The following is a 25,056-nucleotide window of genomic DNA, read 5'->3' on the forward strand; positions in this document are numbered from 1 at the left end:
TTATGTTTTTTTATTTCTTTGTGCATGTTTTGTCTCTACACTCGGCACGCCTCCTTAGTGGCTGTCGCAATACCTCATTTTTAATTGAGGTTCAAAGAGCAGAACTCCGTCTCATTCATTGTGAGGGTCTTCACTTGCCAAGTATATATACTGAAGATGCCACACCTTATCGAGCACTGACGCATAACTTTTATTGTGACCTGAATCGTTCGTTCTTTCCCAATTTTGAATTCCTCTCCACACCCTCAAAGAGAGATGAGAAGAAGATAAGCTTCTGAAGCCCCCTTTGATACACTGACATTACAAATCGAACGGAAAATTTCGTTTGGCAAAATTGTCAGCCAGAAACTCTCTTAACTTTCTATCGACTCGATGATTCCACACGCATCTCGTGGCCCACCGGCACATCCTTTGTTCAGTTCATCCTCTTGATCACAGTACAAATCCGGGTTTGTATGAATAATGAAGGCACTGCCATTTTCATCAAACACACTCAACCGACCACTTGAGAGTGTCACGCGACTGGTAGCCATGTGGACTTTACCCACTCCGTCCTTCACTTCGATGTTGACTAAGTCTCCCATATGATAGGGATGATTAAATAAAGGAGCATCAGGGTCAGAATTGGAGTTTGGTCCAGGATCGTGATGCCCTTTGGCCTCACCGCATGGCACGCAGTTGGCAACTTCATGAATATGGACAGCATGTTTTCCGTCCTTGAGCCCCTTCACTTCCATCCGAATATCGACAAGCTTCAACCCCTCTGACGACTCGCGTTCTTTTAGGGTGGCAGTTCCAGTAATGTTTGAATCAGTACAACCCTTAATCGTGGCTTTGGCGACTTTTGAATACGGGCCATGCCCGTGATGAGCACATCCCAAACTGACTCCTGTGCCTAGAATGACTGAGAAGAACAGCATTCCCTTGATTGACAGCAATTGTGCCATCGCAACCTCCTTTTAGCTATGAGTACGTTTTTCCCCTCATTCTTATAATCAGGGAATGATTTGTCTACATTTTTCGTGGAAACGGTTTCCACTTACTTCCATTTCTTGTGTAGAAAAGCAAGAGTGGCGCCAGACAACGAATTGGTCTTTCCTCCGACATATGTTCGTCTTTGAACCTGACTGTAATTTGCTATTTTTAACGATATTCACGATCAAGTCTGCACCTCAAACGATAATGATGCGGAATTTTGCATCACACGCCAGTCGAAAAACAGTCGCTTGTAAGACATTTCATCACTACTCATAGTGGGAGTTTTTATTCATTGCATGAGTTGGTGAAAAGCATCATGTTCTGTCTTCCGTAGTTAGCCGAGGAAGGGGAAGCATGTGTGAAAATTTCATGGTATATTTCGACGTCTGGAAAATTCACAGTCATGCCATGGCTTTTAGTAGGTGAGGTAAACAGAACGAACAATACATAAGGAGTGTCCGATGGATTCAGAAAAAATTTCTGCAGCTGAAAACTCAACCATAGAAGGAATCGTCGGAAGCAATAGGCTGCGTTTTCAACATGAGCAAAACGGTTTGGCCATCGCCGTGTTATTACTCTCGAACCACGCGCCTGGAGCGCCAGTCGTGGATCAGAAGGGAAAATTTGTTGGGTTTATCAGTGAATTTAATATACTGCAAGCCCTCGCAGACGGGAAGGACCTCAATCGGGTTACCGCTGCAGATCTGATGGTCAAAGACCGTGTACCCGTGACAGCCTACACGACCATCGGTGAAGCCGTGAAAATTATGGAGAAAAGTCGATTCTTGAACCTTCCGGTTGAAAAGGGCGGTGTGACGATTGGATGTATCACAAGACATGACCTGCTCCAGGCTTGGGTCAAACTTGGATTAGGATTGGAATGGAAATGCTAACAATTCGAATCACAGGCCGAACACATTGCTGGAAGCTTCTGCGCCCATCAAGGAGGGACACCCCCATTCTGTTTTTGACAATTCCTTAGCTCAATCTCCGTTTTCACTCAACACCCAAAACATATGATTACGGGGTTGAAGAATCGTTCTCATCTTTACCTCCATCCTTTCCGATTAAACTTCGAAAACCATCAATTCTCCAATGGTCTGAGAACAGTCAATCCAAATTGCCGTCGACTGTACAGTATAGCGTTTTCCACGTACGCTCCCACACACACATGTTATGTCTTGATCAACAGAATAACACGCTCATATACAGACTAAGACTCTTGTCGTTTAGATTCATCTACAGCACCATGGCCCCGAGCATCGCTGCGCTCATGAGAAACAGGATCCCCGCAAACATTTTCTGTAAGAAATTCTGGGGCAAGCGGCTGGCGATCACACCACCGAACACCGTGCCGACTAAGCCGAGGCCGACGAACGTTCCTAAGATCGTCCAGTCCAGCGTTTGCTCGTGATGACTCAGCACCTCGAGATATTTGGCAAACCCGCTGAATGACTTGAGCGCGATGATGATCAAGCTGCTGCCAATTGCAAGGTGCATGGGCAACCCACCAAGAAGGACCAGGGCCGGCACAATCAGAAATCCGCCACCAACACCAACAAGCCCCGTCAACATGCCCACAAGGAGACCGTCCAGCGCAACTTTCCAGACGGTACGCTGATGTGTGTCAGGCTTGAACTGAGTGGGCCTCAGCATGAACACACCCGCCGCTAGCATCACAAACACGAACAATAAGAGCTGCACTCTACCCGAGACAAAGATGGATAGCTGTGCTCCCAGCCACGCACCAACCATTCCGGGTAGCCCAAACCAGAGGACACTGTGCCAGTGGACATTCTTCTGAACGGCGCTCTGGAGCCCACCAACCGCGGCGATACAGCCAACGATAAAAAGAGAGCCGGCTATCGCAATCTTCTCATCTTGGCCTACGAGATAGACCAGGATGGGGACAGTCAAAATCGACCCACCCGACCCCATCAGTCCAAGGCTCAGACCAATAGCTAGGGCTCCTGTGAAAGCTAGAAACAACAGTCACCTCGATTTTTCATCTCGGTGTGTAAACTCAGACACGGCCCTTGAGCATGCCATGCCAATATAACGGCGGTAGCACATGTTTCTTGAGCAGGTACATGCTCAGCCGCTCTTTTGACTGATCGAACGGAAAAGTCTCGCAGGGATTCTTGTCGTAAGCAAACTCGGCTAAGATGAGTTTCCATAGTCAGTGACAATTGGACACGACGTGTACCCGTCGTAATGGACGTGAGGCTCCTTCCCCTTAATGACACTCAAGAGATTCTCAACTAATACTGGGGCCTGACGGCGGATCGCTGCTGCGGTTTTCGAGGTAGGCAGACTACTGGCATCACCCAGACTGAACACATTCGGATACGTAGAATGCTGAAGGGTATGCTTGTCGACGTCTACCCAGCCAGCATCATTGGCAAGTCGACTCTGCTTGATAAAATCAGGTGCACTCATCGGTGGCGTCACGTGAATAAGCGTATAGTCGAACTCCTCATATTCACCGGGCCGGTCCAGCCGTTCAAACACTGCGATACGCTCTTCGGGACGAATAGCCATGAGATTACGATGGTAGTGTGCCGTAATGCCGCGATCCCGCATGACTTGGTCAAGGACCTTGGCGTAATGAGGCGCAGTAAAGCTGTCTGCCATCCCACTGACAAAATGGATTTCGGCCTTTTGGCGGATCGCGCGATCACGAAAAGTGGATTCGGCTAAGTACATGATTTTTTGCGGAGCCCCACCACATTTGATCGGCGTCTTGGGGTGTGTGAAGAGCGCTTTTCCGCTTTTAAACCCCTCGATCGTCGGCCAGGTGTGTTGCACCGTTTCGTAACTATAGTTGCTGCAAATGCCAAATTTCCCGATGTTGCCTTTAAGGCCTTCGATCTTCTCCCAGTCGAGTTGCATGCCAGGACAGACCACGAGATAGTCATAGCGAAGCCGTAAGCCACTCTGCACGAAAACTTCGTTTTTCTTGGGATCAATACCTGCCACCGTCTCAAGGAGCCACTCTGCCTTTTCTGGAATTACTGAAGCTTCACGACGTTCACTGAACTCCCGGGGATAGATGCCGCCTCCCACGAGCGTCCACAACGGCTGATAGTGATGCACGGTAGATGGCGCCACGACAGCCACGCTTCCGAATTCGAGTATTCGGCAAAGACGAGCGGCCACAGAAACACCAGCCGCACCTCCTCCAACGATCACCACTTGGTAATGACGCATTCTGGAGATATCAGCAAAGAAATTGGTCTTTTCTTTAGTCGAGTGAATCATCTTGGTCCCGTCTCTGTCATGCTGTTAGCTCCCTAAACCGCTTCGTGAAAAAGCAAAACTCCCCTCCAACTGCATTGGGTAAATATCTGATCGATACGAGCCATGTGCACACACTGCCATTCTCCACAACAGCTACTTATCAATTAGTTGCTCAGAGAGCATGGCATCCACACTTACCCTTCAACACTTTGTCCATAGAGACCCACACCACTACCCGTGGGCTCATTCTCTCGCAATCTGAATCGTGCCGTGTCATCTAATCTAAGAAATCGCGACATAGCGCATGGTCATGGCCTGCATCACGATCGCAAGCCCTGTACATGACACGACGATCGCCGAATGCTTTTTATTGATCTGATAGGCCACCACAATAAAGTTCAAGATCATGGATACAAGTAAAAAATAAAACGCGACGTTGTTCATGGCGTTCTCCTTTTAGATTGTTCTTGAAATAAAGCCTTCACATCTTTCCATCTTTGCCTCGCTTTGACTCACGGCGCGGCTACTTGAACGGTATATGAGCAAGCATGATGCCAGAGCAGCAACGTGTGCACCTTGATCAACATTAAGGGAGTGAGAAGCCTAAAGAGATAGACTACTCCTCAAGAAACTTGCACCATTCAGAAAGATCACGGGTTTATGAGGCGTCGCTCACACTTATGTAGCAATTTGCTTCACCCCAACGCCTCCCTAGCGAGGACTTTTTCCACAATTGAACTGTACTGAGCTTTGCGTCTCCTAGAAAACACCTCATTGAAGGAATGGGCATTGGACTATATCTCTTTCACCGCAAACACGAATTCTGCGTCACGGCACCTGTATTGCAGAAGAGTTGATTGCAAGAAGAAGTATGCTGCACTCATTCAACCATGATTTCTCTAACAGCGACATGAACAATCGTACTGGAGAGGGAAGGAGGACAACATGATTTTCAAACAATATTATTTAGGATGCTTAGCTCATGCGTCGTATTTGATCGGAGATGAGGAAACACAAACCGCGGCCATCGTTGATCCACAACGCGACATCGACCAGTATCTCAAGGACGCTGAAGACCAAAAATTAAAAATCCAATATGTCTTTCTTACGCACTTTCATGCCGATTTTGTGGCTGGACATCTTGAGTTGCGAGATCGGGTGGGAGCCGAGATTTGTTTAGGTGCCAAAGCCCAGGCTGACTTCCCCTTCCGATCATTCAAGGATGGCGAAAAGGTGGAGTTCGGAAAAGTCCGCCTCCAAGTGCTCGAAACCCCAGGGCATACGCCTGAAGGGATTTCTATCCTCGTCTACGATCTGAAAAAGAGTGAGACCACTCCCCACGCGGTACTTACAGGGGATACATTGTTTATTGGTGATGTGGGACGTCCTGACCTCATGGCATCTGTTGGCGTCAGTGCCGATGAGTTGGCTGGCATGCTCTATGATTCTTTGCAGAACAAACTTCTTCCTCTGCCGAACGAAACGCTCGTCTACCCCGCTCATGGAGCCGGGTCTATGTGTGGGAAAAACCTGAGTACGGAAACCTTTTCTACCATGGAGACACAACGCAAATACAACTATGCCCTACAGCCGATGAAGAAAGAAGAATTCATCAAAATAGTGACGGCAAACCAACCAGAGGCACCAAAGTATTTTAGTTATGATGCCAAGCTGAATAAAAGTGAACGTGCCACCCTCGAGCAAGTGTTGAAACAAGAACTGAATCCCTTACCGCTCGACAAAGTTCTTAGATTAATGGGCCGGGGGGCTCAAGTGGTGGATGTCCGCGATCCTGCCGATTTTGCCGGAGGGCATCTCGTGGGAAGTGTGAATATTGGACTCGGGGGGAAATTTGCAACTTGGGCGGGTACGATTCTTTCTCAAAAAAAATCGATAGTAATCATTGCCGAGCCTGGCCGTGAATCAGAAGCCGCGATGCGGTTAGGGCGAATTGGCTTTGATCAGGTCGAAGGGTATCTAGACCAGGGAATGGAAGCCTTGGGTCATCGCTCTGATCTCGTGGGTCGCACGGCTCGTATCACGGCCCAGACAGTAGCAGAGGAACTACAAACGGTCGAACCCCCACTTATACTTGATGTGCGTAAAGAAGAGGAATGGAAAGAAAAACAAATTGGTCACAGTGTAAATATTCCGGTGAATCATCTAGAAGAACGTCTCGATGAAGTGACTCGAGACCGACAAATTGTCGTGCATTGTGCTTCAGGCTATCGCTCTTCCATTGCGGCGAGTCTCTTGGAAAAACACAGAATTACCAATGTCATGGACCTTGTTGGTGGGATCGATGCATGGGAGAAGGCTGTGGAACAACCAAAGAGTACTGCTGCCGCAGCGTCGTGACCTGATCATTCGGCCATTAGCCAGACAGAGGCACAGCCTTCGAAGTATCAAGGCAGGAGGAACTTCTCTCATTGTTATTTTTTGTAAAGGGTTAAATCCAAGCAGAGGGAAAAAACATGAAAACGAAAAAAATGAATAGGCTTCTCTTTTTCTTCCTTGCTTTGGCGATGACAACCGTCCTGAGTTTCTCAGTATGGGCTTCTGATCCTCAGCAAGGTTCTTCGATCATGGCCCCAAAAGAAAAGGCTGCAAATGTAGTGGCGGGAGAATTTCTCAAGGAGTTAGGCGCAGCGCTGACGGCGGAAATGAAGAAAGGTGGTCCCATAGAAGCTATTACGATGTGCACTGGGCTGGCTCCGAAGATTGCTAATCGATTATCTCGGGGAAACGGCTGGCGCGTAACACGAATTGGCACACGAGTACGGAACCCCTTACTCGGTATGCCGGACGCCTGGGAACAGGAAGTGCTTAAGCAATTTTCAACACGCGCCAAAGACGGCGAGCGTTTTACTGAGATGACCTATAGCGAGGTTGTCTCTGAACCGGGAGGCCAATATTTTCGATTTATGAAACCGATTGGTATTCAACCGAAATGTGAGCTCTGTCATGGAACCCCTCAGCAAATACCCGAAGCGATTCAAGATATGCTCAACAAACACTACCCCCATGACGCAGCCACGGGGTACAAAGTGGGAGACCTCCGCGGGGCGGTCAGCTTAAGTATCCAATCGATGGGCAGGGTCAATAAACCGTGCTAGCAACATGACGAAGGAAAAGAACATCCTGATGTAGGAAAGATTCCAAAAAAGATGATCTTGAAGGAGTACGTTATGAACATTCAACAAAGATGGTTTGTCATATTCATGGTATGTGTAGCATTCGCGGTGTTTTATTTGAATACAGGCGTTGACGCCAACCTCACACCACCGACGAAGTTTAACACCGATACCGTCGAGATTGACGGTATGAGTGTGCCCGACATCGGCCCCCTTCCAACGATTGTCCCTATTCCACCGACCAATGTGAACTACAAAGCAAAAGTCGATTTAGGGAAACAACTGTATTTCGATGGCCGATTATCGAAAAATAATGCTATCTCTTGTGCATTTTGTCATCTTCCCACGATGGGCTTTGCGGATCCCAAGCCAGTTTCTATCGGGGTAGGGGGAAAGAAAGGCGGCCGGAATTCGCCAACAGTGTATAACACGGCGTTCAATCCTGTGCCGTTTTGGGATGGTCGAGTGAGTTCGTTGGAAGAACAAGCCTTGGGTCCGATACAGAATCCGGTTGAAATGGCGGAAACACATGAGTTTGTGAGCATAAAGATACGGAAAATAAAAGGCTATCAAGATCTATTTCAAAAAGTGTTTGGCACAAGCGTCAACCTTCAAAATATTGCGGAAGCCTTAGCCGCGTATGAACGAACCGTCATCTCGACGAACTCCTCCTTTGATAAGTATGTCTTGGGAGACAAAACTTCAATGAATGATTCGGCCGTGAAAGGTGTGGCACTGTTTAAAGGAAAAGGGCGATGTATCCTCTGTCATAACGGTCCAAACTTTACCGATAACCAATTCCACAATCTTGGTGTCCCCCAAGTTGGGCCTCAGAAGGAGGATCTGGGACGGTACGATGTGACACGTTTAGAGAAAGATAGGCGTGCATTTAAGACTCCGACACTCCGGAGCATTGACGAGACGGCTCCGTACATGCACGATGGCGCGTTTCAGACATTAGAAGAAGTCATTGATTTCTTAGACAAAGGCGGGGGAGACGATGCCAACAAGAGCACTTTCATGAAACCACTTAATTTGACGAAGAAAGAAAAGGGTGAGCTTTAGGCGTTCCTTCAAGCGCTCAAAGGAGAGGAAATCCCGTTTGCAATGCCGACACTCCCAGAATAAGAAGACGCTTATGATGTGCCTGTCAGGAAGAAATTCGATGTGGAAAAATCCCGAAAAAGTTCAATCCATAGAAGGAGTCTATTAAAATGTATCAGATATTCATGATAACTAAATTTCTTGGAATCTTTATGTTCTTAACCGTTTCCGTGTACGCACAAGATTTTTCCGAAGATCCTGTAAATGGGCGTCACATTTATGAACGTAGCTGTATGCGCTGCCATGGTCAAAATGGAGATGGAAATGGAGAGGAAGGCGCCTATCTGATCGTGAAACCAGCGGACTTCCACTCGCCAGAATCCATCATGAAAACGAACAGCGACCTGTTTTCCACTATAAAATACGGAGTTGTGTATAGTCCGATGCATGGCTGGGCTGACCGGTTAACAGACCAAGACATTATGGATGTGATTGCATATATTCGTCTGCTTGCCCCATTTCAAGCAGTCGCAAGCAAGTAATCCTTTACCACAACTTTTGATGCCCCAACCAGGGTATGAACAGAATAGTGTGAGGTGTTGAAAGTCAATTCGAAATGTTAAATGTCGCCTCTGATGGTCATGAATGGTACTCAGATCTATCGAATATGACGTGAGGTTAACTATTTAAACCATAAAGCTTGACCAATCTTTCTCCGACCTTCTAGGTGGGGAGTGCTTGCTGCTTTAATTAGTAAACAAGAAGGAGGTAACGGTGGAATATGTTATCGGCCTCCGCCCTGTCCCATCTCACCACCCTGCCCTACTCCACGGTTTGATCCGGTCAAAGGAGAACTTGGTGACTCGGAGCGGTCTTGAGAAGGGATAGGCTCCTGCAAATGTTCTTGCTTCGTTTCTGTCTCTTTGAGCTGCTCAAGAAGTTGTTCTTTTTCCCAATACATCTCTTTTTCTGGGTCCTGGTTCTGAAGTGAGGCTTGGCTTTGAAGACGATCAGGATCGTGAGAGGAGTTTTGAGACCAAACGAGATCACTCATGGTGAACGGTAAGAATAAACTGAACGCGAATGCACACAGTCGGAACTTTCGATCTGTCACGATAATGCTCCGCTAAAACGAAGTGAGAGTAACCGTTCTCCATCGTCTTGCGCTCATTCCGAACGCGAATATGGCCAGAAACACGAGAAACGTCTGGCATACACGACTGAATTGAACAGTTTATCCATGCGCTTTCCTCATGATTGACTCTTGGCTCCCTGGTATAAGCGGGAAGATAAAAAGGCCTCTTCCCGCTTATACCTTCGTTGCTTCTATGTCGTAAACACCCATTCGTTCAACTACCATAAGATTATTGTGTTGCGCCTCTGCTCAGCCGACCTTTATCTCATGTGTTTTGACTTTGGCCTTTTCGCTTTTCGGCAAATGAACCTGCATTACGCCATCTTTGAATTGAGCAGAAACCTTACTTTCATCAGTATCGTCAGGCATACTAAAACTTCGCTGGAAGCTGCCGTATGCCCGCTCGACACGATGATATTTTTTGTCTTTCTCTTCTTTTTCATACTTTCGTTCACCCGAGAGTGTGAGTATTCCCTCACGAACGGTGACGTTGATATCGTCTTTTTTCATTTCTGGCAAATCAGCCTTAATCAGGTACTCTTTGTCATCTTCGGTAATATCGACTAACGGTGCCCATTCAGTCAATCGCATCGATTCCTTCTCGCCGTTTTTCGAAACCGGTGCACGTCCAAACCATGAACCCAGGCGTTTTTCGAAGTCTTGAAACTCTTGCATCGGATCCCAACGTGTTAGCATATTCATAACAAGTCCTCCTTGTATAATAAATATAATGCAAACCTATCCCTCTGCATGTCCTTCAACAAAGATAAATTTTCGCCTCTAGTAACGTGACAGCGGTAAACGATGAACATCTGATCTGTGGTCTTCAGAGGCTGGAAACAACCATTACGGACTACATTGACTGTCTGACATTACCTCCCGTTCAGCGGCAAGCCAGTCTGTAAGATCGTGTCCATGATGCCCGCCTCGATCGAGAAAGCGTTCATATGCCCTAAAGGCTATTCGTTCTTCAAAATGTGGAGTAGGTATATCCTGACGACCAGCAGTGTCGCCCCAACTCGTACGATTAGGGGTTATGACATCTTCAGTTAATGTTTTAGTTGAAGTTCTGACTCGTTTTTTAATGAGCTTCGCACGACGTGGTGACACGTCAGAGGCTTGCTCCGGTGATAGGTTATGGGTTGCTGTATCTTTTTTTTTCATCACGAGACCTCCACAAGCTCAGGACGTTTCACATGTTTTTGAGAAAATGCTGGCTCTTTTCCAATTACTCGAAGCATATCAATAATACGTTCAGGTCGACCCCAATCACTCCATAAAACATCTTTGAGTTCGATCACTCCAACAGATTCAGGGGCACGGGCTAAAAGATCAGATGAAAAATTTCTTTTTGGCATATCACAATAAATCTCATCGAGCGTCGAGCTTTCCCGAGATGTACCAATCGCATGTTCTAATCTTTGAAATGGCTCCATGACTTCAGGCATGTACTTCCACCCTAATCGCCACAACGTCGTCACGTTCGCAGCCATTATAAACGTGTTCCAGAGAGCTTCATTGGACAACGCCGTTAAGCCCTCGAGAGGGCCTGGTTTCTCAAGAAACGCATGAACTCGACGCACGCACTGTCCGTGACTCCAACCCAGAGGCCCTCCCGGCTCAATCCATCCGTATTCAAGCTCAAGGCCTGTTGGCCGGACACCTAAGAGCATGATGCGATTTTGAAAAATGCTTGTTGCTTGAATTGCTCGCTGTACCGTCTCTATAAATTGATCTTTAGGAAACACAAAATGATCTGCCGGGTAGATCACGACGGTGGCATGAGGATTTCGAGCTCGAATATAGGTCAACGGCAAGAAAATGCCGGCAGCAGTATCTCGATTCTGTGGTTGAAGAATAACGTGCCCAGCCGTTTCTTGAATAGCCTGGGACAACGCATGTTGACGATGATGTCGAGCCACCACGGTGACTTGTTGAGCAGGTGCGTTAGTATGGATTGCTCGATCCCACGTGTGTTGAAGCATGGAACGGTTCCCCACGAACGTACAATACTGCTTCGGAAGATGATAGCCGAGCCATTCTTCAATAAAGGGACGTGTACGTTCTCCTTCACCGCCTGCAAGTACGATAGACCAAAGATTTTCATTCACGTGGGTTGACATCATTGAGTCTCCCTCTCTGGTTAGGAAAATTAATGAATCAATAAGTGCGCTGGCTCTATTCAGCTTGCGTCGTATGAACTGGCAGTGATTCAAGAACAATGCCAATAACAGACAGGTATTTTCATAAACGCGTTACGATTTTCACGCAGGTCGAAGTCTATTTGATTGAAGTGTGTTCGCTCTCTACCTAAGCTGGATTCATGCTTCAAGTAACGGCGATGCCAGGTCCTTACGACTTCGAATAGGGCATGGAGCGTGACGTTGAATGGGAACATGAATCTATAATGGTGAAGGGAAGGACATACAAGTGAGGTACTCATGTCGAAAGGGCGTGAGGCGATTGACCACATATCCAAGAAAGCATATGTCCCAAAAATCAACATCGTCTGATACCGTGTTTCAGTATCGTCAAGAACTGGGACACTCATCCAAGCCGCGTTAAGGGATCGGGAAAGACCGCTCCACATTCTCGACAAACCAAACTTTCTGAATTCTGATTATCGTTCGTTATTAGAGAGTCAACGACCCGACTATGAGAACATAATTTGTCATCATATTGTAATAACCATATCTTCTGTAAACGTCCGGCTTCCTTGGATGTCATAGCACATTCCCTGTTCTACATTTGTCCAAAGAACCAAGAACATCTCGTATCGCATTCTACAGCTGGTCTGAGGCCACCGGTTTTTTCACCCATGGGATCAACACCACAAGAATCAACTGTCCGGAATGTCCGTATTCACGGACATTCCGGACAGGAGAATCATTTAGACCTCTGTGTTCCAAGCTTCCTAAAGACTTCTATCCCACTGAGCTCGTTGAAATAGCGCTCGATAAGACTGACAGAGAGCGATACTAAAAAAAGAAGGGACAGGGGTTCTTCATTTCCATCGTGCGAACAGTAAACCGCATAGCCATGAGTTTGTAATCCTCAAGTAACGTTCTTTCATTCATCCGATTCATGGAGAGACAGTAAGCCATCCCGAAATCCTTCAATATGTCACCTCGCAGATGCCTTATGTTTTATGCAAATATTTGAAAAACGAATCCTTGTCCCTCTTCTTCTATTCGTAATCATCAGTAGCATCTGCCGAAGAAACGTCACTCACTGAAACCCGCTTCGTCCTCAGAGACTGATTGCTGAGTATTTTGAGGTCCAGCAGCGTACCGCAATTCAAACAACGCCACATTTTTGAGAATAACGGTTCGATTGAATTGGAAGGATCGGATTCCAACAGAGTGACGACAAGAAGCCCGTTACACCGAGGACACCGTTTCCCTACACTGACAGCATCTGAGGAGAGAGTACGATTCATATTTGATTCCTATCGAGTGAAATGTACATTGCCTTTTGGGAGCTTTTCATTCCGTTTACCTGCGTGAGGAGAGTTGGGATGAGGACATCTGCTGCTCTTGGTTATCTTCGAAGATCCGCTGGCAGATATTTTGGAATGGTTTGATGTCAAAAGGTTTTATCAAAAAGGCCTGGGCACCTTCTTGAAGAAATAATCTCATTGTTGATTCGTCAATTCTACCAGACATCACAATCACAGGCATCGTATATCCCTTCCAACGAAGCTCATCCAACATGGTGCGCCCATCCATAATCGGCATATTCACATCCAATAGGACACCATCAACAATCATATGTGTTAAAATTTCTAGTCCTTCGCGACCATTATGTGCAATGACGACATCAAATCCTAAAAATCCCAATGCCGATTCTAGAAATCGAGTATTCACAGGCTCGTCATCAACGATTAAAATGCGTTGTTTCATTATGTTCCTCTCAACGTGAGAACTCGAACGACCATGTCGAATAAAAGATCCCCGCCGCAAGCAACGGAGTAATCAGAGGAGGAGCTACTCTTTTTGTGGCTCCACGGTTTCTCAAGCTCTTCCCTTTGTTCGGTGACTCCGTAGCTAGCAACGGGGAATAGTTAGATTTCAGACTCTGTTCATAAGCGGTAAGCAGTGAGGACAATAGGTTGGCACGATACTCACTTCTGAAAAATCTACGCGATGTGTGAGCAAGAAGTATGGAAGCTCACACCAATCTTCTGCACTGATAACACAAACATTCGAAATCTGTACCTGTTCGCACCGATAACACCAATCTAACGCCACCGATTTGGCATGTCCGGGTGCAAGGAGATGATGGAGAAGATCAGCATGCGATACCATGCCTACTAAACGACGATTTTCCACCACAGGAATTCTCGACAATCTATGTTCTACCATAGCATGTAGGGCATCCGACAAAGAGTGCTCTATCCTGACAGAAATGAAAGAGAGGTTCATAATTTGTTCTGGTTGAACTTTTGATTGGTCCAAACCTTCTGTCAATGCTTTCAGAACATCGCTTCTCGTGACAATCCCCACCAGGTGTTGCTCTTCATCCACCACAGGCCAGCCAAACAACCGTGCGGAAAACAACTGCCTCGCGAGTTCTTTGCCAACAGGAACACCTTTTTGCAACGGAACGACAAAAGGACTCATGATATCTTCGACAAGTATTGAGGAGGATGAGATTTTCATAAGTCATCTACCTGTAAAATTAATGGTACAGAAGCCGCAAACAATAGCGGTCAGGTTAGTGAAAGCGATGGGCAAAAGAAACTAGGCAAACCCCTAGTTATGAACAAAAGATTTACTAGGCAGGCTTTAAGAATTGGGAAAACCGAGGAGTCATTACCGTTGCAAAAAAGAACAATCTCGTAACATGCTTAGGGAGAAAAACCGTACTCGTCAGCAGAAAGGGGTATTAGGAGGTATCGGTTCGGTCAGTCCATGGGCCAAGGCATATTTTGTTAAATCTGCAATACGATGAAGTTTCAGTCGTTCCATGATTTTAGACTTATGAAACTCCACTGTCTTTACAGAAATGTGAAGAATCGTGGCGATCTCTTTTGTTGACTGTCCTTCTGCGATTAATTGAAGGACTTCCTGTTGTCGAGATGTCAAATGACCCAGTTTAGCCACACAATCTATTGAGCTTTTGTTTAATTCACCATTGTCCACATAGGAAATTAGTGGAGTGAGGTAAGTATGGCCCTGAAGCGTGCGGTGAATGGCTTCACTCAGTTCTGTGGCCGCAGAGCGTTTCAGTAAAAATCCTGAAGCCCCTGACGCAAATGCCTGTCGGACATAGCTTGGATCGCCATGCATGGTAAGAAAAATCAGCTTACAGGCAGGAACTAGCTTCTTGAGCTGTTGAGCGGCCTGTAAGCCATTCAACGTGGGCATCGACATATCCAGGACAATGACATCCGGCTGTAGTTGTTGGGCAACTCTGACCAAGTTTAGACCATCTTCAGCTGTTCCAACAACCTCAAACTCGGCCTCGAGCACTTTTTGTATACTGGCTAACACCATAGGATGATCATCAGCTAACACAACACGTGGACGCATAAAAAAATCCGCACAACAAGAGGGCTTTGAGGGAGAGTCTCGCAATGAGTTCATAACCTACGGTAGCCTATACCCGACTCTGTCGGAACTAGGAAAGCCCCTAGTTTTGTGACAAATATTCCAGGCAAAGGCCACAGGAATGTGATTTATTCTGAAGAGATTACCCCTTGAGCAAGAGCATACTTCGTCAATTCTGCGGTCGTGTGAACGTGTAATTCTTGCATGATTCGCGATTTGTGAAACTCAACAGTTTTGTTCGAAATATTTAGGATACTCGCAGCTTCCTTAATAGACTTGCCTTCTGCCACGAGTTGGAGGACTTCTCGCTGCCGTGGGGTCAACGTATTAATTGGCGATGAAGATGGAGTCCTTGGAGACATATTTTTCACAGATAACAGGAAATCCTTCGCAATAACCGGCGTGACATAAAACTGGTCTTTCAGAACGGCCTGAATCGCCTGCGTCAGCTCTTCAGCAGCCGACCGTTTCAGAAGAAACCCTGAAGCTCCGGCGTCAAATGCTTGAGTCGCATAGGCTGGATCAGCATGCATCGTCAGGAAGATAAACTTTGTACGTGGAAGAAGCTTGTTCAGTTGGCGAGCAGCTTCGAGCCCATTCAAGAGTGGCATGGAGATATCAAGCACAATCACATCCGGTTCAAGTTTTTGAGCCGACTGGATTAATGCCCTTCCATCTTCAACCAAACCGACGATCGTATAATCTTCAGCTAAGATTTTAGATAATCCTTCCAAGACCATCGTGTGATCATCAGCCAAGAGGATGGTAGGACGTTTCTTCAATCGTGCATGACTCCTTTTTGAATAATCCGAGAATGTATCACTTCTTTTTTCCAGATGATATTTTTGGAAAAGGAATGACGAGACATATTTCCGTCCCTCGTTCTGGCGAGGAATTTACCGAGAGCGTGCCGTGAACCAATCGCGCTCGCTCTTGCATGCTAATGAGACCCAGCCCATGTCGACCGGACCGTACAGCCTCGACATCAAATCCTTTACCATCATCCTTGATACGGAGCGTGATGTCAGGATGTTCTTCCTGTAATGACACCGCAACCTGAGAGGCTTCGGCATGTTTAGCCATATTCCTCAGACTTTCTTGCGTCACTCGGTACAGACAGGATGCCACATCTTGACTGAGATTTCGTTTCAAACCCCTTGACGTGAATGTAATCGGTATCTTTTCCCACTTTGAAAAATCTTTGACAAAGGATTGTAACGCCACCTCCAAACCAAGATCGTCCAAAATGGAAGGATGCAGTTGATAGGCAAGATGTCGAACATCGTCAGACAGTGAAGAAACTTGTTCATACAATGATTGAAGGGTTTGGTTCATGGGATTGGCAGGAGGTAGGTCATGCTGCACAGTTTGTATGCTGAGGGCCAGGATAGCCAAACGTTGGTTCATGTCATCATGAAGTTCATGCGATAGTCGTCGTCGTTCATCCTCTTGAGCAGAAATGAGTTGCCCACCAAGAGCCTGAAGTTCTTCCTCACGCTGTCGTAATGATTCTTCTGCATGTTTCCGTTCTGTGATATCGAGTGCAACACCACCGAGAAATTTCTCTTCAGAACCACTATAGACCGGGAATGTATACATTAACCACGAACGGATCTCTCCTCTGTTATCCAATGTGGTTTCTTCGGATTCTACTACTTCGCTGATGCTGGAAATTTTCTGACTATGGTGTCGAAATGCACGAGCCACTTCAGGGGGAAATAATTGATGATCGGTCTTACCCAGACATGATCCTACGTTAAAATTCAACTGTCGTTCAAATCCTTGGTTCACATAGACATACCGACCTTGTTTGTCTTTGAGAAAAGCTACCGCTGGACTATGATTCATAAAGGCCTGAAATCGTTTTTCACTGATTTGCAAGGCTTCTTCTGATTTTTTTCGATCCGTAATGTCTCTAAACGTCACAACCGCACCTTCAATCGTTTCATGTTCCCCATAAATTGGGGTACTCGTGTACTCAACTGGGAAGCTGGAACCATCTTGACGCCAGAATACATTCGTTGCAACCTGATGAGTCTCACCGTTCTTCAACGAGAGGTAGATGGGACATTCATGCCATGGGAAAGGGGTTCCATCTGATTTCGTGTGATGCAATACAGCATGAGCGACTTGATCTAATAATTCTTCAGATGTCCAGCCAGTCAATTTTTCTGCTGCCGCATTAAAAAACGTGATTTTTCCTTCGATGTCGATTCCATAAATCCCCTCTCCCATTGAATGCAAAATCAGTTCATTGTGACGCCACAGACGGTCAATGGTTTCCTCGGCTTTTCGTCGTTCAGTGATATCAATACCAGTGCCAATAATGTATTCCACCTCGCCGTTGTCGTTGACGAGGGTTGTATAAGAACCCGTAATCCACTTTGTATCTTGGTCCTTGGTTACCCAATGATGTTCAAAATGAGTCGAAGGTCCTCCCTGACAGAGGTCTTGAAAGGTTTTTTTAATCGCCGGGATTTCTTCTGGAAGCAGCAGAACATCCCAGATAATTTTGTCTTTCATCTCTACAACAGTATAGCCGGTTAAAGTCTCACAAGCATGGTTAAAACGAACGATTCGTGCTTCTGGATCAAGCACCACGACAAGTGCGCCGGAGGTTTCCAAGACCGCACTCACAAATTCCCGTTCCTTATTCAGCTCCCGTTCTATCGTTTTTCGATCTGTGATATCTTGATGCGTTCCAATGACACGTAAAGGCTGTCCCGTTGAGTCGCGACTGACTACCTTTCCAGTATCGAGTATCCATTTCCAGTTCCCGTTCTTCATCCGAAGCCGGTATTCCGTCTGATAAATCGGGGTCAGATTATCCAGATGATCATGAAGATTCTGCAAGACTGAAGCGAGATCCTGTGGATGTAAACATTGTTTCCAACTGTCAAACCTCCCATCCAATTCGTCGACATTGTATCCAAGCATGTTCAACCATCGTTTATCGTGATGGCCCATGCTAGTCTGGGGATTCCAATCCCACACACCCAGATTGGCACTTTTAAGGGCTAATTCTAGCCGTTCCTCGCTTCTTTGTAGAGCTTGCTCCGCCTCGAACCGCGACGTAATATCACGTAAGATGACGGTATAGAGTTTGTTATCTCCGATATCAACCTTTGAAATAGAGGCTTCAATGGGAAATTCTTCCCCGTTAGCTCGACACCCATACACCACCATGCCGGGATAGCCCATTGGGCGCGGAATGATCCCACAGTGATCAAACTCTTTAATATAACGACGATGAGCATCTCGAAATCGCCGAGGAAGGAATTGGTCTAAGGATGCTCCGATCGCGTTCTCAGCTGAACATTTAAACATGGTTTCAGCGGCAGGGTTAAACACGATAATTTGCTGATGCTCATCGATAGTCACCACGGCATCCATCGCCGTATGAATGATGCCTTCATACTTTGCCTGGCTTTCATTAAAAGCTTCCTCGGCTTGTTTGCGTTTTGTCACATCGATGATTGTGCCAGACATCCAAAGCGGTTTACCTCCAGAATCGCGAAATAGGCACCCCTGGCAAGACATCCAATGAATCGTTTGATCAGGCCAGACGATGCGATGTTCAATGTTAAACGGATCATAATGGTTGATGGTTTTCAGAATGGCATCATTGACTGCACTCTGGTCAGACGGATGAATGAGATCAAGATAGGCTTGATAAGTACCGTCAAAAGTTCCGTGGGATACGCCAAACAGTTCTTCAACATTCTCAGACCACAGCACTCTCTTTGTCGTGATATCCCACGTCCAGGTTCCTACCTTGGCTGCTCCCATCGCGAGCCGCCGTTGACCTTCACTTTTCACTAAGGCCTCATCCGCGAGCTTTCGGTCGGTGAGATCCTTGGCAATCACCACGATTGAATCAATTGCTCTATCGCCCGTGTGTAAGGGGGTATAGGTCACCATCATGAAGCGTCTCTTCAAAACTCGAAAGTTAATCCAAAATTCGTAACCGACGGTTTCGCCAGCAAGCGCTCGATCGAAATATGGCTTCACGATTTCTTGGAACACATCTTCCCCTAAGAGCATTGACATAGGCATTCCTACAATTTCCTGACGTGAAAGACCATGTGCCATTTCATACGTATGGTTGACCTGACGATAGCGATAATCACAACCCACCACAGCAATATGATCAGGAGAACTTTCAAAAACTTGATGACTGAGTTTCCTGGCCTCCTCTGTAAGATACTGCCCTGTGATGTTCAGATGCATGATCACTGCACCAATATTTTCGGTTTGTGAAATCGGCGTGATCATCACTTGAAACCAACGAAATTCGTTCGGGGCATGACAAGAATACTCCCACGTGAAGCACTTTTGACTACCATTGAGAACAGCACATAACCCCTCGGCTACGGTCAAAGCTTCAGTGGCACAATTCTCATGACTCTCCTCACAGATTTTTATATAACTGCTGCCCATGCCGCACCGAGGTCCTTTGAACGCATTAGCCTTTGCAAAACGTTTCCAGGCTTGATTGACGAACAAGATCACACCGTCTGTGTTAACCATTGCGATGTGGGCTGGAAGAGCATCCAGAATGGCTGAATTGATTTGATCCTGTGAAAGCGTTCGGAGCATCCCCATTTTAGTCAATGTTTCAATGAGTCTTCCGAAATTACCTTATGATGCCTTTTGATCTGCTGGAAGAGGAAATTGTTCGACAACACCGTTTTGATATGACGAGAATACAGTTAAATCATATTCCTTTTGAATCTTCAGGTATACCCCCTTCTCTATTGTTGCCAGAAATGATCGAATTACCTACTTATATTCTCGGAAATATACGTGGATAACGACTTTAGAAAAAACGGACTCAATTGCCTCCTTCGCGGGAATGACAGGGATCGGCCTGAAGAACCTAAGGTGTTGGGGATATTTGGGTGCATCCTCATTCTGAAGATGTAGAAAAGTGCTACAGTCCCCTCATAAACATGAATATGTTTCTACCTGTCAGATTTCGTCGGCTCGAGTAGACTCCAACAAATATGCGAAGCTCTTAGCGATCGAACTCTCTTGGCATAACTCTTGATCTTCAACTCCAGTATGTACAATAGGTATCGTTTTGCTCTCTATTCTTCATAAAGGCGCTACATTACAAAGGAGAAACAATTGCGAATCGTATTGGCAGTGGATGGATCACAAGCCTCGTTTCAAGCTGCGGAGGCGCTCGCTCAATTTGCTCCATGTGAGTACCTCATTATGCTGAATGTCATAGACAGTCCCACTGTCGGTTATCAATCACTGTGGCCCGAAATGAAAGACCTACCGCAAATCGTAGAAAAAGAGGTGCGACGTGATGCGCAAGAGATTTTGGAGCGGCTCAAAGGAAGCCTTACGATGTCTGTTGAGTCGCTCTCTCAAAAAATTAAAAAGGCAAGCCTCCCGAAATCATTCTCGATATTGCCGCAAAAGAAAAAGTCGACCTCATTGTGATGGGCGCTCGCGGTCTTAATCGAGTGTCAGAACTCGTGTTTGGGAGTGTTTCTCACAGAGTGATGTCTCATGCATCGTGTTCGACCCTTATTGTGAAAACTCCCATACCCCGACTTCAGCACCTGCTTCTTCCAATAGAAGGTATCGAAGATTCGAGCCGCGCCGTCGCGTTCTTTGAGAGAATGCCGTTTCAAGAACGTTCTAAAGTCACGGTGTTTCACGCTGTCCCGTTTGATAGCGACTACGCGATGGAAGAGAGTTTGTTATCCGGATCATTCAGAGAAGAGCTGATGGTCGCGGGAAGGGCCTTGACGGATCATGCGGCGGCTCAGCTCACAGATTTGGGGTACCAAGCGGAATCTCTTGTACGGTACGGTCCTCCCGCAGAACTGATTGAAGCTACGGTTGTTGAGAAGCAATCAGACTTAATAGTTGTCGGTTCGCATGGACGAAGAGGGCTCTCTCGTTTTTTTATGGGAAGTGTCTCGCATAGCGTGGTTCACCGTTCACCATGTTCTGTCTTAGTTGTGCGATGACCGTGATGTTTTTGAAAAAGCTACAAGGTGGATAGGTCCAAAAGCAGAAGGGACGAACATGTTTTCATTCTACAGCCCGACGATTTTTATTGTACTGCTTTTGGTCATAGCGGGAATGGGGTTTCATGTCCTCCGCGAATATGAACGGGCGGTTATTTTCCGGTTTGGTCGACTGGCCCGCGGAGTGATTGGAAAAAACGGACCGGGCGTGATCATCATTATACCTTTTGTCGATAAGCTCGTTCGTGTGAGTTTGAGAACTGTGACAATGGACGTTCCCGCACAGGATGTCATTACCAAGGATAATGTGTCCATCAAGGTCAATGCAGTCATATATTTCCGCGTGGTTGACGCACAGCATGCCATCGTTGAGATAGAAGACTACCTCTATGCCACCTCGATGTTGGCCCAGACGACGCTTCGTAGTGTGCTAGGACAAAGCCAGCTCGATGATCTTCTTTCAAGACGAGATGAAATCAATTCCGATTTACAACGCATTCTGGATCAATCCACGGAACCGTGGGGGATCAAGGTCAGCGCAGTCGAAGTGAAAAACGTAGACCTTCCCCATGAAATGCAACGCGCCATCGCTCGACAAGCGGAAGCCGAACGGGAGCGTCGCTCGAAAGTTATCCACGCAGAAGGGGAATATCAGGCATCTCAACGATTGACTGAAGCCGCCAACGTACTGAGTGAGAATCCAGTGTCCCTCCAATTACGATATTTAGACACGCTTACGGGCATTGCTGGCGACAAAAATTCGACCATTCTTTTTCCTATTCCCATAGATCTCTTGAGCGTCTTTGCTCGCTCAGTTGAAAAGATGGATTCGCCCAAAGACGGAGGGAAACAATGATGACAAATTCGGCCACACAGTCTGACAGATCAGTGTCTAAAAGAGCGGAGAAATTTCTCCGACTACTCACTAAAGCATTAGCAGTCTCGGGCGTTGAAATTCGGTTATGGAATGGAACCCATTGGTGTACGAGTGGTGAGGGAATTCCCAAAGTCACGTTGATTTTTCACGATCCGTATAGCGTTCGCCAAATGTTTATTGATCCAGATTCCTTAACCTTGGGAGAAGCGTATATTAATGGAGCTTTTGATGTGGAAGGCAACATGAAAGAAGTGTTTGCCTTAGCAGACTCCCTGACGTATTTCAACCCGAGTCTCTACCAAAAGAGTCAAGTTATCCACTATCTTCGGGCTATTCCTCAGCGACCTTTGTCCCAAAAAGAAGGGTGGAATTCTGCTACATTGTCTGATGTTCAAGAGTCTCGCGAACAAGTCCGACAGGCCATCAATTTTCATTACAACCTGCCAATAGAATTTTGGCGCCTGTGGTTGGATCAATCTCTGACTTACAGTTGTGCCTATTTTCGATCTCCTGAATCCTCGCTCGATACAGCCCAAGAAGATAAACTTGACTACATTTGTCGTAAATTAGATTTGCGACCAGGAGAAACATTTCTGGATATGGGCTGTGGGTGGGGAAGTCTGACAATCCATGCCGCCAAACATTATGGCGCACAGGCCCTGGGAGTCACGCTGAGTTCAAAGCAGGCTGACTTTGCTTCTGAGAAAATTCACGAATTCGGCTTGCAAAACAATGCCTCTGTGAAATTATGTGACGTTCGAGATATCAAAGGTGAATGTCTCTTTAACAAAATCTCCAGCGTCGGGATGTTAGAGCACGTACCTCAATCAGAGCTTCAGGAGTACTTTTCGCTTTCCCATAGGTTGTTAAAACCCAATGGGGTGTTCTTTAGCCAGGGAATCACCAGAAATCCCACTCTCCCCATGCGTCCGGGGAAGGAATTTCTTGCGACCTACGTCTTTCCTGGGCATTATCTGGGAACCATCGGCGAGATCCTGAACGCTGGCGAGCAAGTCGGCATGGAAGTTCGTGATGTCGAAAACCTTCGAGAGCACTATGTCGCGACGCTGAATCATTGGCACCATCGACTTGAGTCCCAACGATCTTCAATTGAACTATTGACCAATCCTAAAACGTTTCGAGTGTTTCAGTTATACCTGGCCGGGACCGCGTATGAAATGTACAAAGGGCGGGTGCATGTGTACCAATCACTATTTATAAAACCTGGTGGGAATATTAGTGGCTCTCCTCAAACCCGAAAGCCTTGGTACGTTGATTCAATGGATGAATGAACCTTGTAGGACAACCGGTTTGTGTTTTCTGAAATCTGAAAAAGGTGTTCGGAAGATACCTAGAGATTTAATTGGAACAACTGGGGATATCCCTAGTTCACTAGTCCCCTCCCCCTACGATAATGTAACACGCTAATTGGGGAGATATTCATTCTTAGGAACCCAATCTTTAAGGTAGAATCTATGAATAACAGTCGGCGCGTAAGACAAATCTTTAGCATCATGTTCATGACACTGACATTCCTTCATGCGAATGCCTTAATGAGCTTGGCACAGGAAGATACAGTCATAGAAGGAGGACGATATCTTTACAAAAAATTCTGTGCCACTTGTCATGGGGGGAGAGGCCATGGAGATGGTCCGAAGGCTTCATCTCTCAAGATTCCACCAGCAAATCTTACACACTTAAGCAAAATCAATGGCAAAAAGTTTCCATTTTGGGAGACCTATCGCATCATTGATGGCCGCGAACAGATAACGACTCACGGACCTCGTGATATGCCTGTCTGGGGTGTCTGGTTTCAGATCCCAGATGATGAAGTGTCAACCGAAACTCAGTGGGCGGATCAGGTGAGAGGAAGAATATGGCAATTACTGGCCTACCTCGAATCTATTCAGGAATAGCCAGGGAGAAGGCATCAAAAAGGTGACCATACTACCCTGGTTTGTGGAATAAAGGAGAACTCGTTGTGCAAAATGTCGAACTAACACTTCAGCAACGTATACTCCAATTGAATGATGACATGAAACGGTTACAACTTCAGCTCGCTCTATTTGATGAGATCCTGTCGCACAATGACATCACATTACACTTGGACGATTTCGATGCTCGCGTGAACCAGGAGATAGCGGAAATCTTCGGCAGTTCTTCAGAGATGCTGGAAGCCTATGCCCGTGCCAAACACGATGAAACGGCTGGTTGGATGAATCTACCAGAAGTAGCACGGGAATACTCTTGGAAAGATCGTGAAGCAATGAGCTTCAAGCAACGCGCTCGTGTCTTGGAACGATGCATCGCAAATTTAATGGCTCGTCGGTCCATCCTACTGAATCTCAAACATTTATAAGAGCGCGTAGAGCACAATTACTAACGCTCGATGGAATCCCGCGTTGCTCCAAAATACCACACTGCATAATTGGGGTTGTCCCTAATTTCCCCTTTTCTAGACCTCCCAAGTCGATATTCAGAATTATAGCCGGTCAAGAAGTAGGAAACTTCCCACGAAATGCCTCGAAAGTATGTCAGGCATCCGCTTTGCTTTAAACAACAAGATACGACTCAAAAAGCAATATAAAAGGAGGACATTATGTCGATCTCCAACAAACTGAAAGAATACCTCGAGAGTCAAAAGGTTCCTTACCAAGTGCTACCGCATACGGAAGTGTACACCTCATTAGAAACGGCACAAAGTTTACATGTCCCAGGTAAAGACCTTGCGAAGGTCACTATGGTCAACGTGGATGACAAACTCGTCATGACTGTTCTCCCATCAACTTGGAAAGTCGATCTACATCGACTGAAGGAGGTTTTTGGAGCAAAGGATGTACGATTAGCTTCCGAGGGTGAGTTTAAAGATTTGTTTCCCGACTGTGAAGTGGGTGCGATGCCACCGTTTGGCAATTTGTACGGATTAAAGGTCTACGTTGATCATTCGCTCACGGAAGATGAAGAGATTGTGTTTGATGGCGGCACACATCAGGAAGGGGTAAAAATGCGATACAAGGATTTCGCAGCTCATGTGAACCCAGTGGTGGAGACATTTCATCTCGGACCATCCAAAATCTCAGAAGGAGAATGATACACCCGTCATAAC

General features: G+C 46.3%; 25 protein-coding genes and 1 pseudogene. 12 read left to right on the forward strand and 14 right to left on the reverse strand.

Annotated features, from left to right (window positions below):
- Positions 1 to 353: 353 nt before the first annotated feature.
- Complete coding sequence (locus ACWQXP_RS06735) at positions 354 to 947, reverse strand: superoxide dismutase family protein (RefSeq protein ID WP_454062064.1); 594 nt, start codon at positions 945 to 947, stop codon at positions 354 to 356.
- A 492-nt stretch (positions 948 to 1,439) separates the two neighbouring features.
- Here ACWQXP_RS06735 and ACWQXP_RS06740 point away from each other — a divergent pair, with 492 nt between their 5' ends.
- Positions 1,440 to 1,871 carry a CBS domain-containing protein gene (locus ACWQXP_RS06740; RefSeq protein ID WP_454062065.1) on the forward strand — a complete coding sequence of 144 codons (432 nt, stop codon included), beginning with the start codon at positions 1,440 to 1,442 and terminating at the stop codon, positions 1,869 to 1,871.
- A gap of 346 nt (positions 1,872 to 2,217) precedes the next feature.
- Here the strand turns inward: ACWQXP_RS06740 and ACWQXP_RS06745 are convergent, their stop codons facing one another.
- From ACWQXP_RS06745 to ACWQXP_RS06755, 3 genes and pseudogenes are all read right to left on the reverse strand, one after another.
- A complete protein-coding gene (locus tag ACWQXP_RS06745) occupies positions 2,218 to 2,967 on the reverse strand; it encodes a sulfite exporter TauE/SafE family protein (protein WP_454062066.1) in 750 nt (249 codons plus the stop codon).
- Between the two features lie 34 nt (positions 2,968 to 3,001).
- Positions 3,002 to 4,197: pseudogene (locus tag ACWQXP_RS06750) on the reverse strand (FAD-dependent oxidoreductase).
- A 303-nt stretch (positions 4,198 to 4,500) separates the two neighbouring features.
- On the reverse strand, positions 4,501 to 4,662 hold the full coding sequence (locus ACWQXP_RS06755) for a hypothetical protein (protein ID WP_454062067.1): 162 nt from the start codon (positions 4,660 to 4,662) through the stop codon (positions 4,501 to 4,503).
- 501 nt (positions 4,663 to 5,163) lie between these two features.
- On the opposite strand from ACWQXP_RS06755, the gene ACWQXP_RS06760 reads away from it, so the two are divergent.
- The 4 genes from ACWQXP_RS06760 to ACWQXP_RS06775 all read left to right on the forward strand — a co-directional run bounded on the left by ACWQXP_RS06760 (position 5,164) and on the right by ACWQXP_RS06775 (position 8,938).
- The gene (locus ACWQXP_RS06760; RefSeq protein ID WP_454062068.1) at positions 5,164 to 6,576 is read left to right on the forward strand and encodes a rhodanese-like domain-containing protein; all 1,413 of its coding nucleotides are present in this window, start codon (positions 5,164 to 5,166) and stop codon (positions 6,574 to 6,576) included.
- A gap of 116 nt (positions 6,577 to 6,692) precedes the next feature.
- Complete coding sequence (locus ACWQXP_RS06765; RefSeq protein WP_454062069.1) at positions 6,693 to 7,334, forward strand: Tll0287-like domain-containing protein; 642 nt, start codon at positions 6,693 to 6,695, stop codon at positions 7,332 to 7,334.
- 72 nt (positions 7,335 to 7,406) lie between these two features.
- Complete coding sequence (locus ACWQXP_RS06770) at positions 7,407 to 8,417, forward strand: cytochrome-c peroxidase (RefSeq protein ID WP_454062070.1); 1,011 nt, start codon at positions 7,407 to 7,409, stop codon at positions 8,415 to 8,417.
- Positions 8,418 to 8,566: 149 nt separating this feature from the next.
- Complete coding sequence (locus ACWQXP_RS06775; protein WP_454062071.1) at positions 8,567 to 8,938, forward strand: c-type cytochrome; 372 nt, start codon at positions 8,567 to 8,569, stop codon at positions 8,936 to 8,938.
- A 242-nt stretch (positions 8,939 to 9,180) separates the two neighbouring features.
- Here the strand turns inward: ACWQXP_RS06775 and ACWQXP_RS06780 are convergent, their stop codons facing one another.
- The 10 genes from ACWQXP_RS06780 to ACWQXP_RS06825 form a co-directional block, all read right to left on the reverse strand.
- Positions 9,181 to 9,510 (reverse strand): hypothetical protein, encoded by a 330-nt coding sequence (locus ACWQXP_RS06780; RefSeq protein WP_454062072.1) that lies wholly within the window; start codon positions 9,508 to 9,510, stop codon positions 9,181 to 9,183.
- A 270-nt stretch (positions 9,511 to 9,780) separates the two neighbouring features.
- Positions 9,781 to 10,233 (reverse strand): Hsp20/alpha crystallin family protein, encoded by a 453-nt coding sequence (locus ACWQXP_RS06785; RefSeq protein WP_454062073.1) that lies wholly within the window; start codon positions 10,231 to 10,233, stop codon positions 9,781 to 9,783.
- A gap of 144 nt (positions 10,234 to 10,377) precedes the next feature.
- Positions 10,378 to 10,695 carry a DUF2934 domain-containing protein gene (locus ACWQXP_RS06790; RefSeq protein ID WP_454062074.1) on the reverse strand — a complete coding sequence of 106 codons (318 nt, stop codon included), beginning with the start codon at positions 10,693 to 10,695 and terminating at the stop codon, positions 10,378 to 10,380.
- Complete coding sequence (locus ACWQXP_RS06795) at positions 10,695 to 11,657, reverse strand: sugar phosphate nucleotidyltransferase (RefSeq protein WP_454062075.1); 963 nt, start codon at positions 11,655 to 11,657, stop codon at positions 10,695 to 10,697. Before ACWQXP_RS06795 ends, ACWQXP_RS06790 begins: the two co-directional genes overlap by 1 nt.
- 1,061 nt (positions 11,658 to 12,718) lie before the next feature.
- On the reverse strand, positions 12,719 to 12,970 hold the full coding sequence (locus ACWQXP_RS06800) for a hypothetical protein (protein ID WP_454062076.1): 252 nt from the start codon (positions 12,968 to 12,970) through the stop codon (positions 12,719 to 12,721).
- 55 nt (positions 12,971 to 13,025) lie between these two features.
- Entirely contained in the window at positions 13,026 to 13,433 is a 408-nt protein-coding gene (locus tag ACWQXP_RS06805; protein WP_454062077.1) for a response regulator, read from the reverse strand.
- Between the two features lie 168 nt (positions 13,434 to 13,601).
- A complete protein-coding gene (locus ACWQXP_RS06810; RefSeq protein ID WP_454062078.1) occupies positions 13,602 to 14,192 on the reverse strand; it encodes a CBS domain-containing protein in 591 nt (196 codons plus the stop codon).
- A gap of 210 nt (positions 14,193 to 14,402) precedes the next feature.
- Positions 14,403 to 15,065 carry a response regulator gene (locus ACWQXP_RS06815; protein WP_454062079.1) on the reverse strand — a complete coding sequence of 221 codons (663 nt, stop codon included), beginning with the start codon at positions 15,063 to 15,065 and terminating at the stop codon, positions 14,403 to 14,405.
- A gap of 146 nt (positions 15,066 to 15,211) precedes the next feature.
- Positions 15,212 to 15,865, reverse strand: a complete 654-nt coding sequence (locus tag ACWQXP_RS06820) for a response regulator (RefSeq protein ID WP_454062080.1) — start codon at positions 15,863 to 15,865, stop codon at positions 15,212 to 15,214.
- 37 nt (positions 15,866 to 15,902) lie between these two features.
- Positions 15,903 to 19,688: a PAS domain-containing sensor histidine kinase gene (locus tag ACWQXP_RS06825; RefSeq protein WP_454062081.1), complete on the reverse strand. Its 3,786-nt coding sequence runs from the start codon at positions 19,686 to 19,688 to the stop codon at positions 15,903 to 15,905.
- Between the two features lie 525 nt (positions 19,689 to 20,213).
- Here ACWQXP_RS06825 and ACWQXP_RS06830 point away from each other — a divergent pair.
- The 7 genes from ACWQXP_RS06830 to ACWQXP_RS06860 all read left to right on the forward strand — a co-directional run bounded on the left by ACWQXP_RS06830 (position 20,214) and on the right by ACWQXP_RS06860 (position 25,041).
- A complete protein-coding gene (locus tag ACWQXP_RS06830) occupies positions 20,214 to 20,537 on the forward strand; it encodes a universal stress protein (protein WP_454062082.1) in 324 nt (107 codons plus the stop codon).
- 92 nt (positions 20,538 to 20,629) lie between these two features.
- On the forward strand, positions 20,630 to 21,073 hold the full coding sequence (locus tag ACWQXP_RS06835; protein WP_454062998.1) for a universal stress protein: 444 nt from the start codon (positions 20,630 to 20,632) through the stop codon (positions 21,071 to 21,073).
- A 58-nt stretch (positions 21,074 to 21,131) separates the two neighbouring features.
- Positions 21,132 to 21,929, forward strand: a complete 798-nt coding sequence (locus tag ACWQXP_RS06840; RefSeq protein WP_454062083.1) for a slipin family protein — start codon at positions 21,132 to 21,134, stop codon at positions 21,927 to 21,929.
- Entirely contained in the window at positions 21,926 to 23,242 is a 1,317-nt protein-coding gene (locus ACWQXP_RS06845) for a class I SAM-dependent methyltransferase (protein ID WP_454062084.1), read from the forward strand. Before ACWQXP_RS06840 ends, ACWQXP_RS06845 begins: the two co-directional genes overlap by 4 nt.
- Before the next feature lie 183 nt (positions 23,243 to 23,425).
- On the forward strand, positions 23,426 to 23,866 hold the full coding sequence (locus ACWQXP_RS06850) for a c-type cytochrome (RefSeq protein ID WP_454062085.1): 441 nt from the start codon (positions 23,426 to 23,428) through the stop codon (positions 23,864 to 23,866).
- 65 nt (positions 23,867 to 23,931) lie between these two features.
- Positions 23,932 to 24,309: a hypothetical protein gene (locus tag ACWQXP_RS06855; protein WP_454062086.1), complete on the forward strand. Its 378-nt coding sequence runs from the start codon at positions 23,932 to 23,934 to the stop codon at positions 24,307 to 24,309.
- 240 nt (positions 24,310 to 24,549) lie between these two features.
- A complete protein-coding gene (locus ACWQXP_RS06860; RefSeq protein ID WP_454062087.1) occupies positions 24,550 to 25,041 on the forward strand; it encodes an aminoacyl-tRNA deacylase in 492 nt (163 codons plus the stop codon).
- Positions 25,042 to 25,056: the final 15 nt, after the last annotated feature.

Source organism: Candidatus Nitrospira salsa (assembly GCF_965152625.1).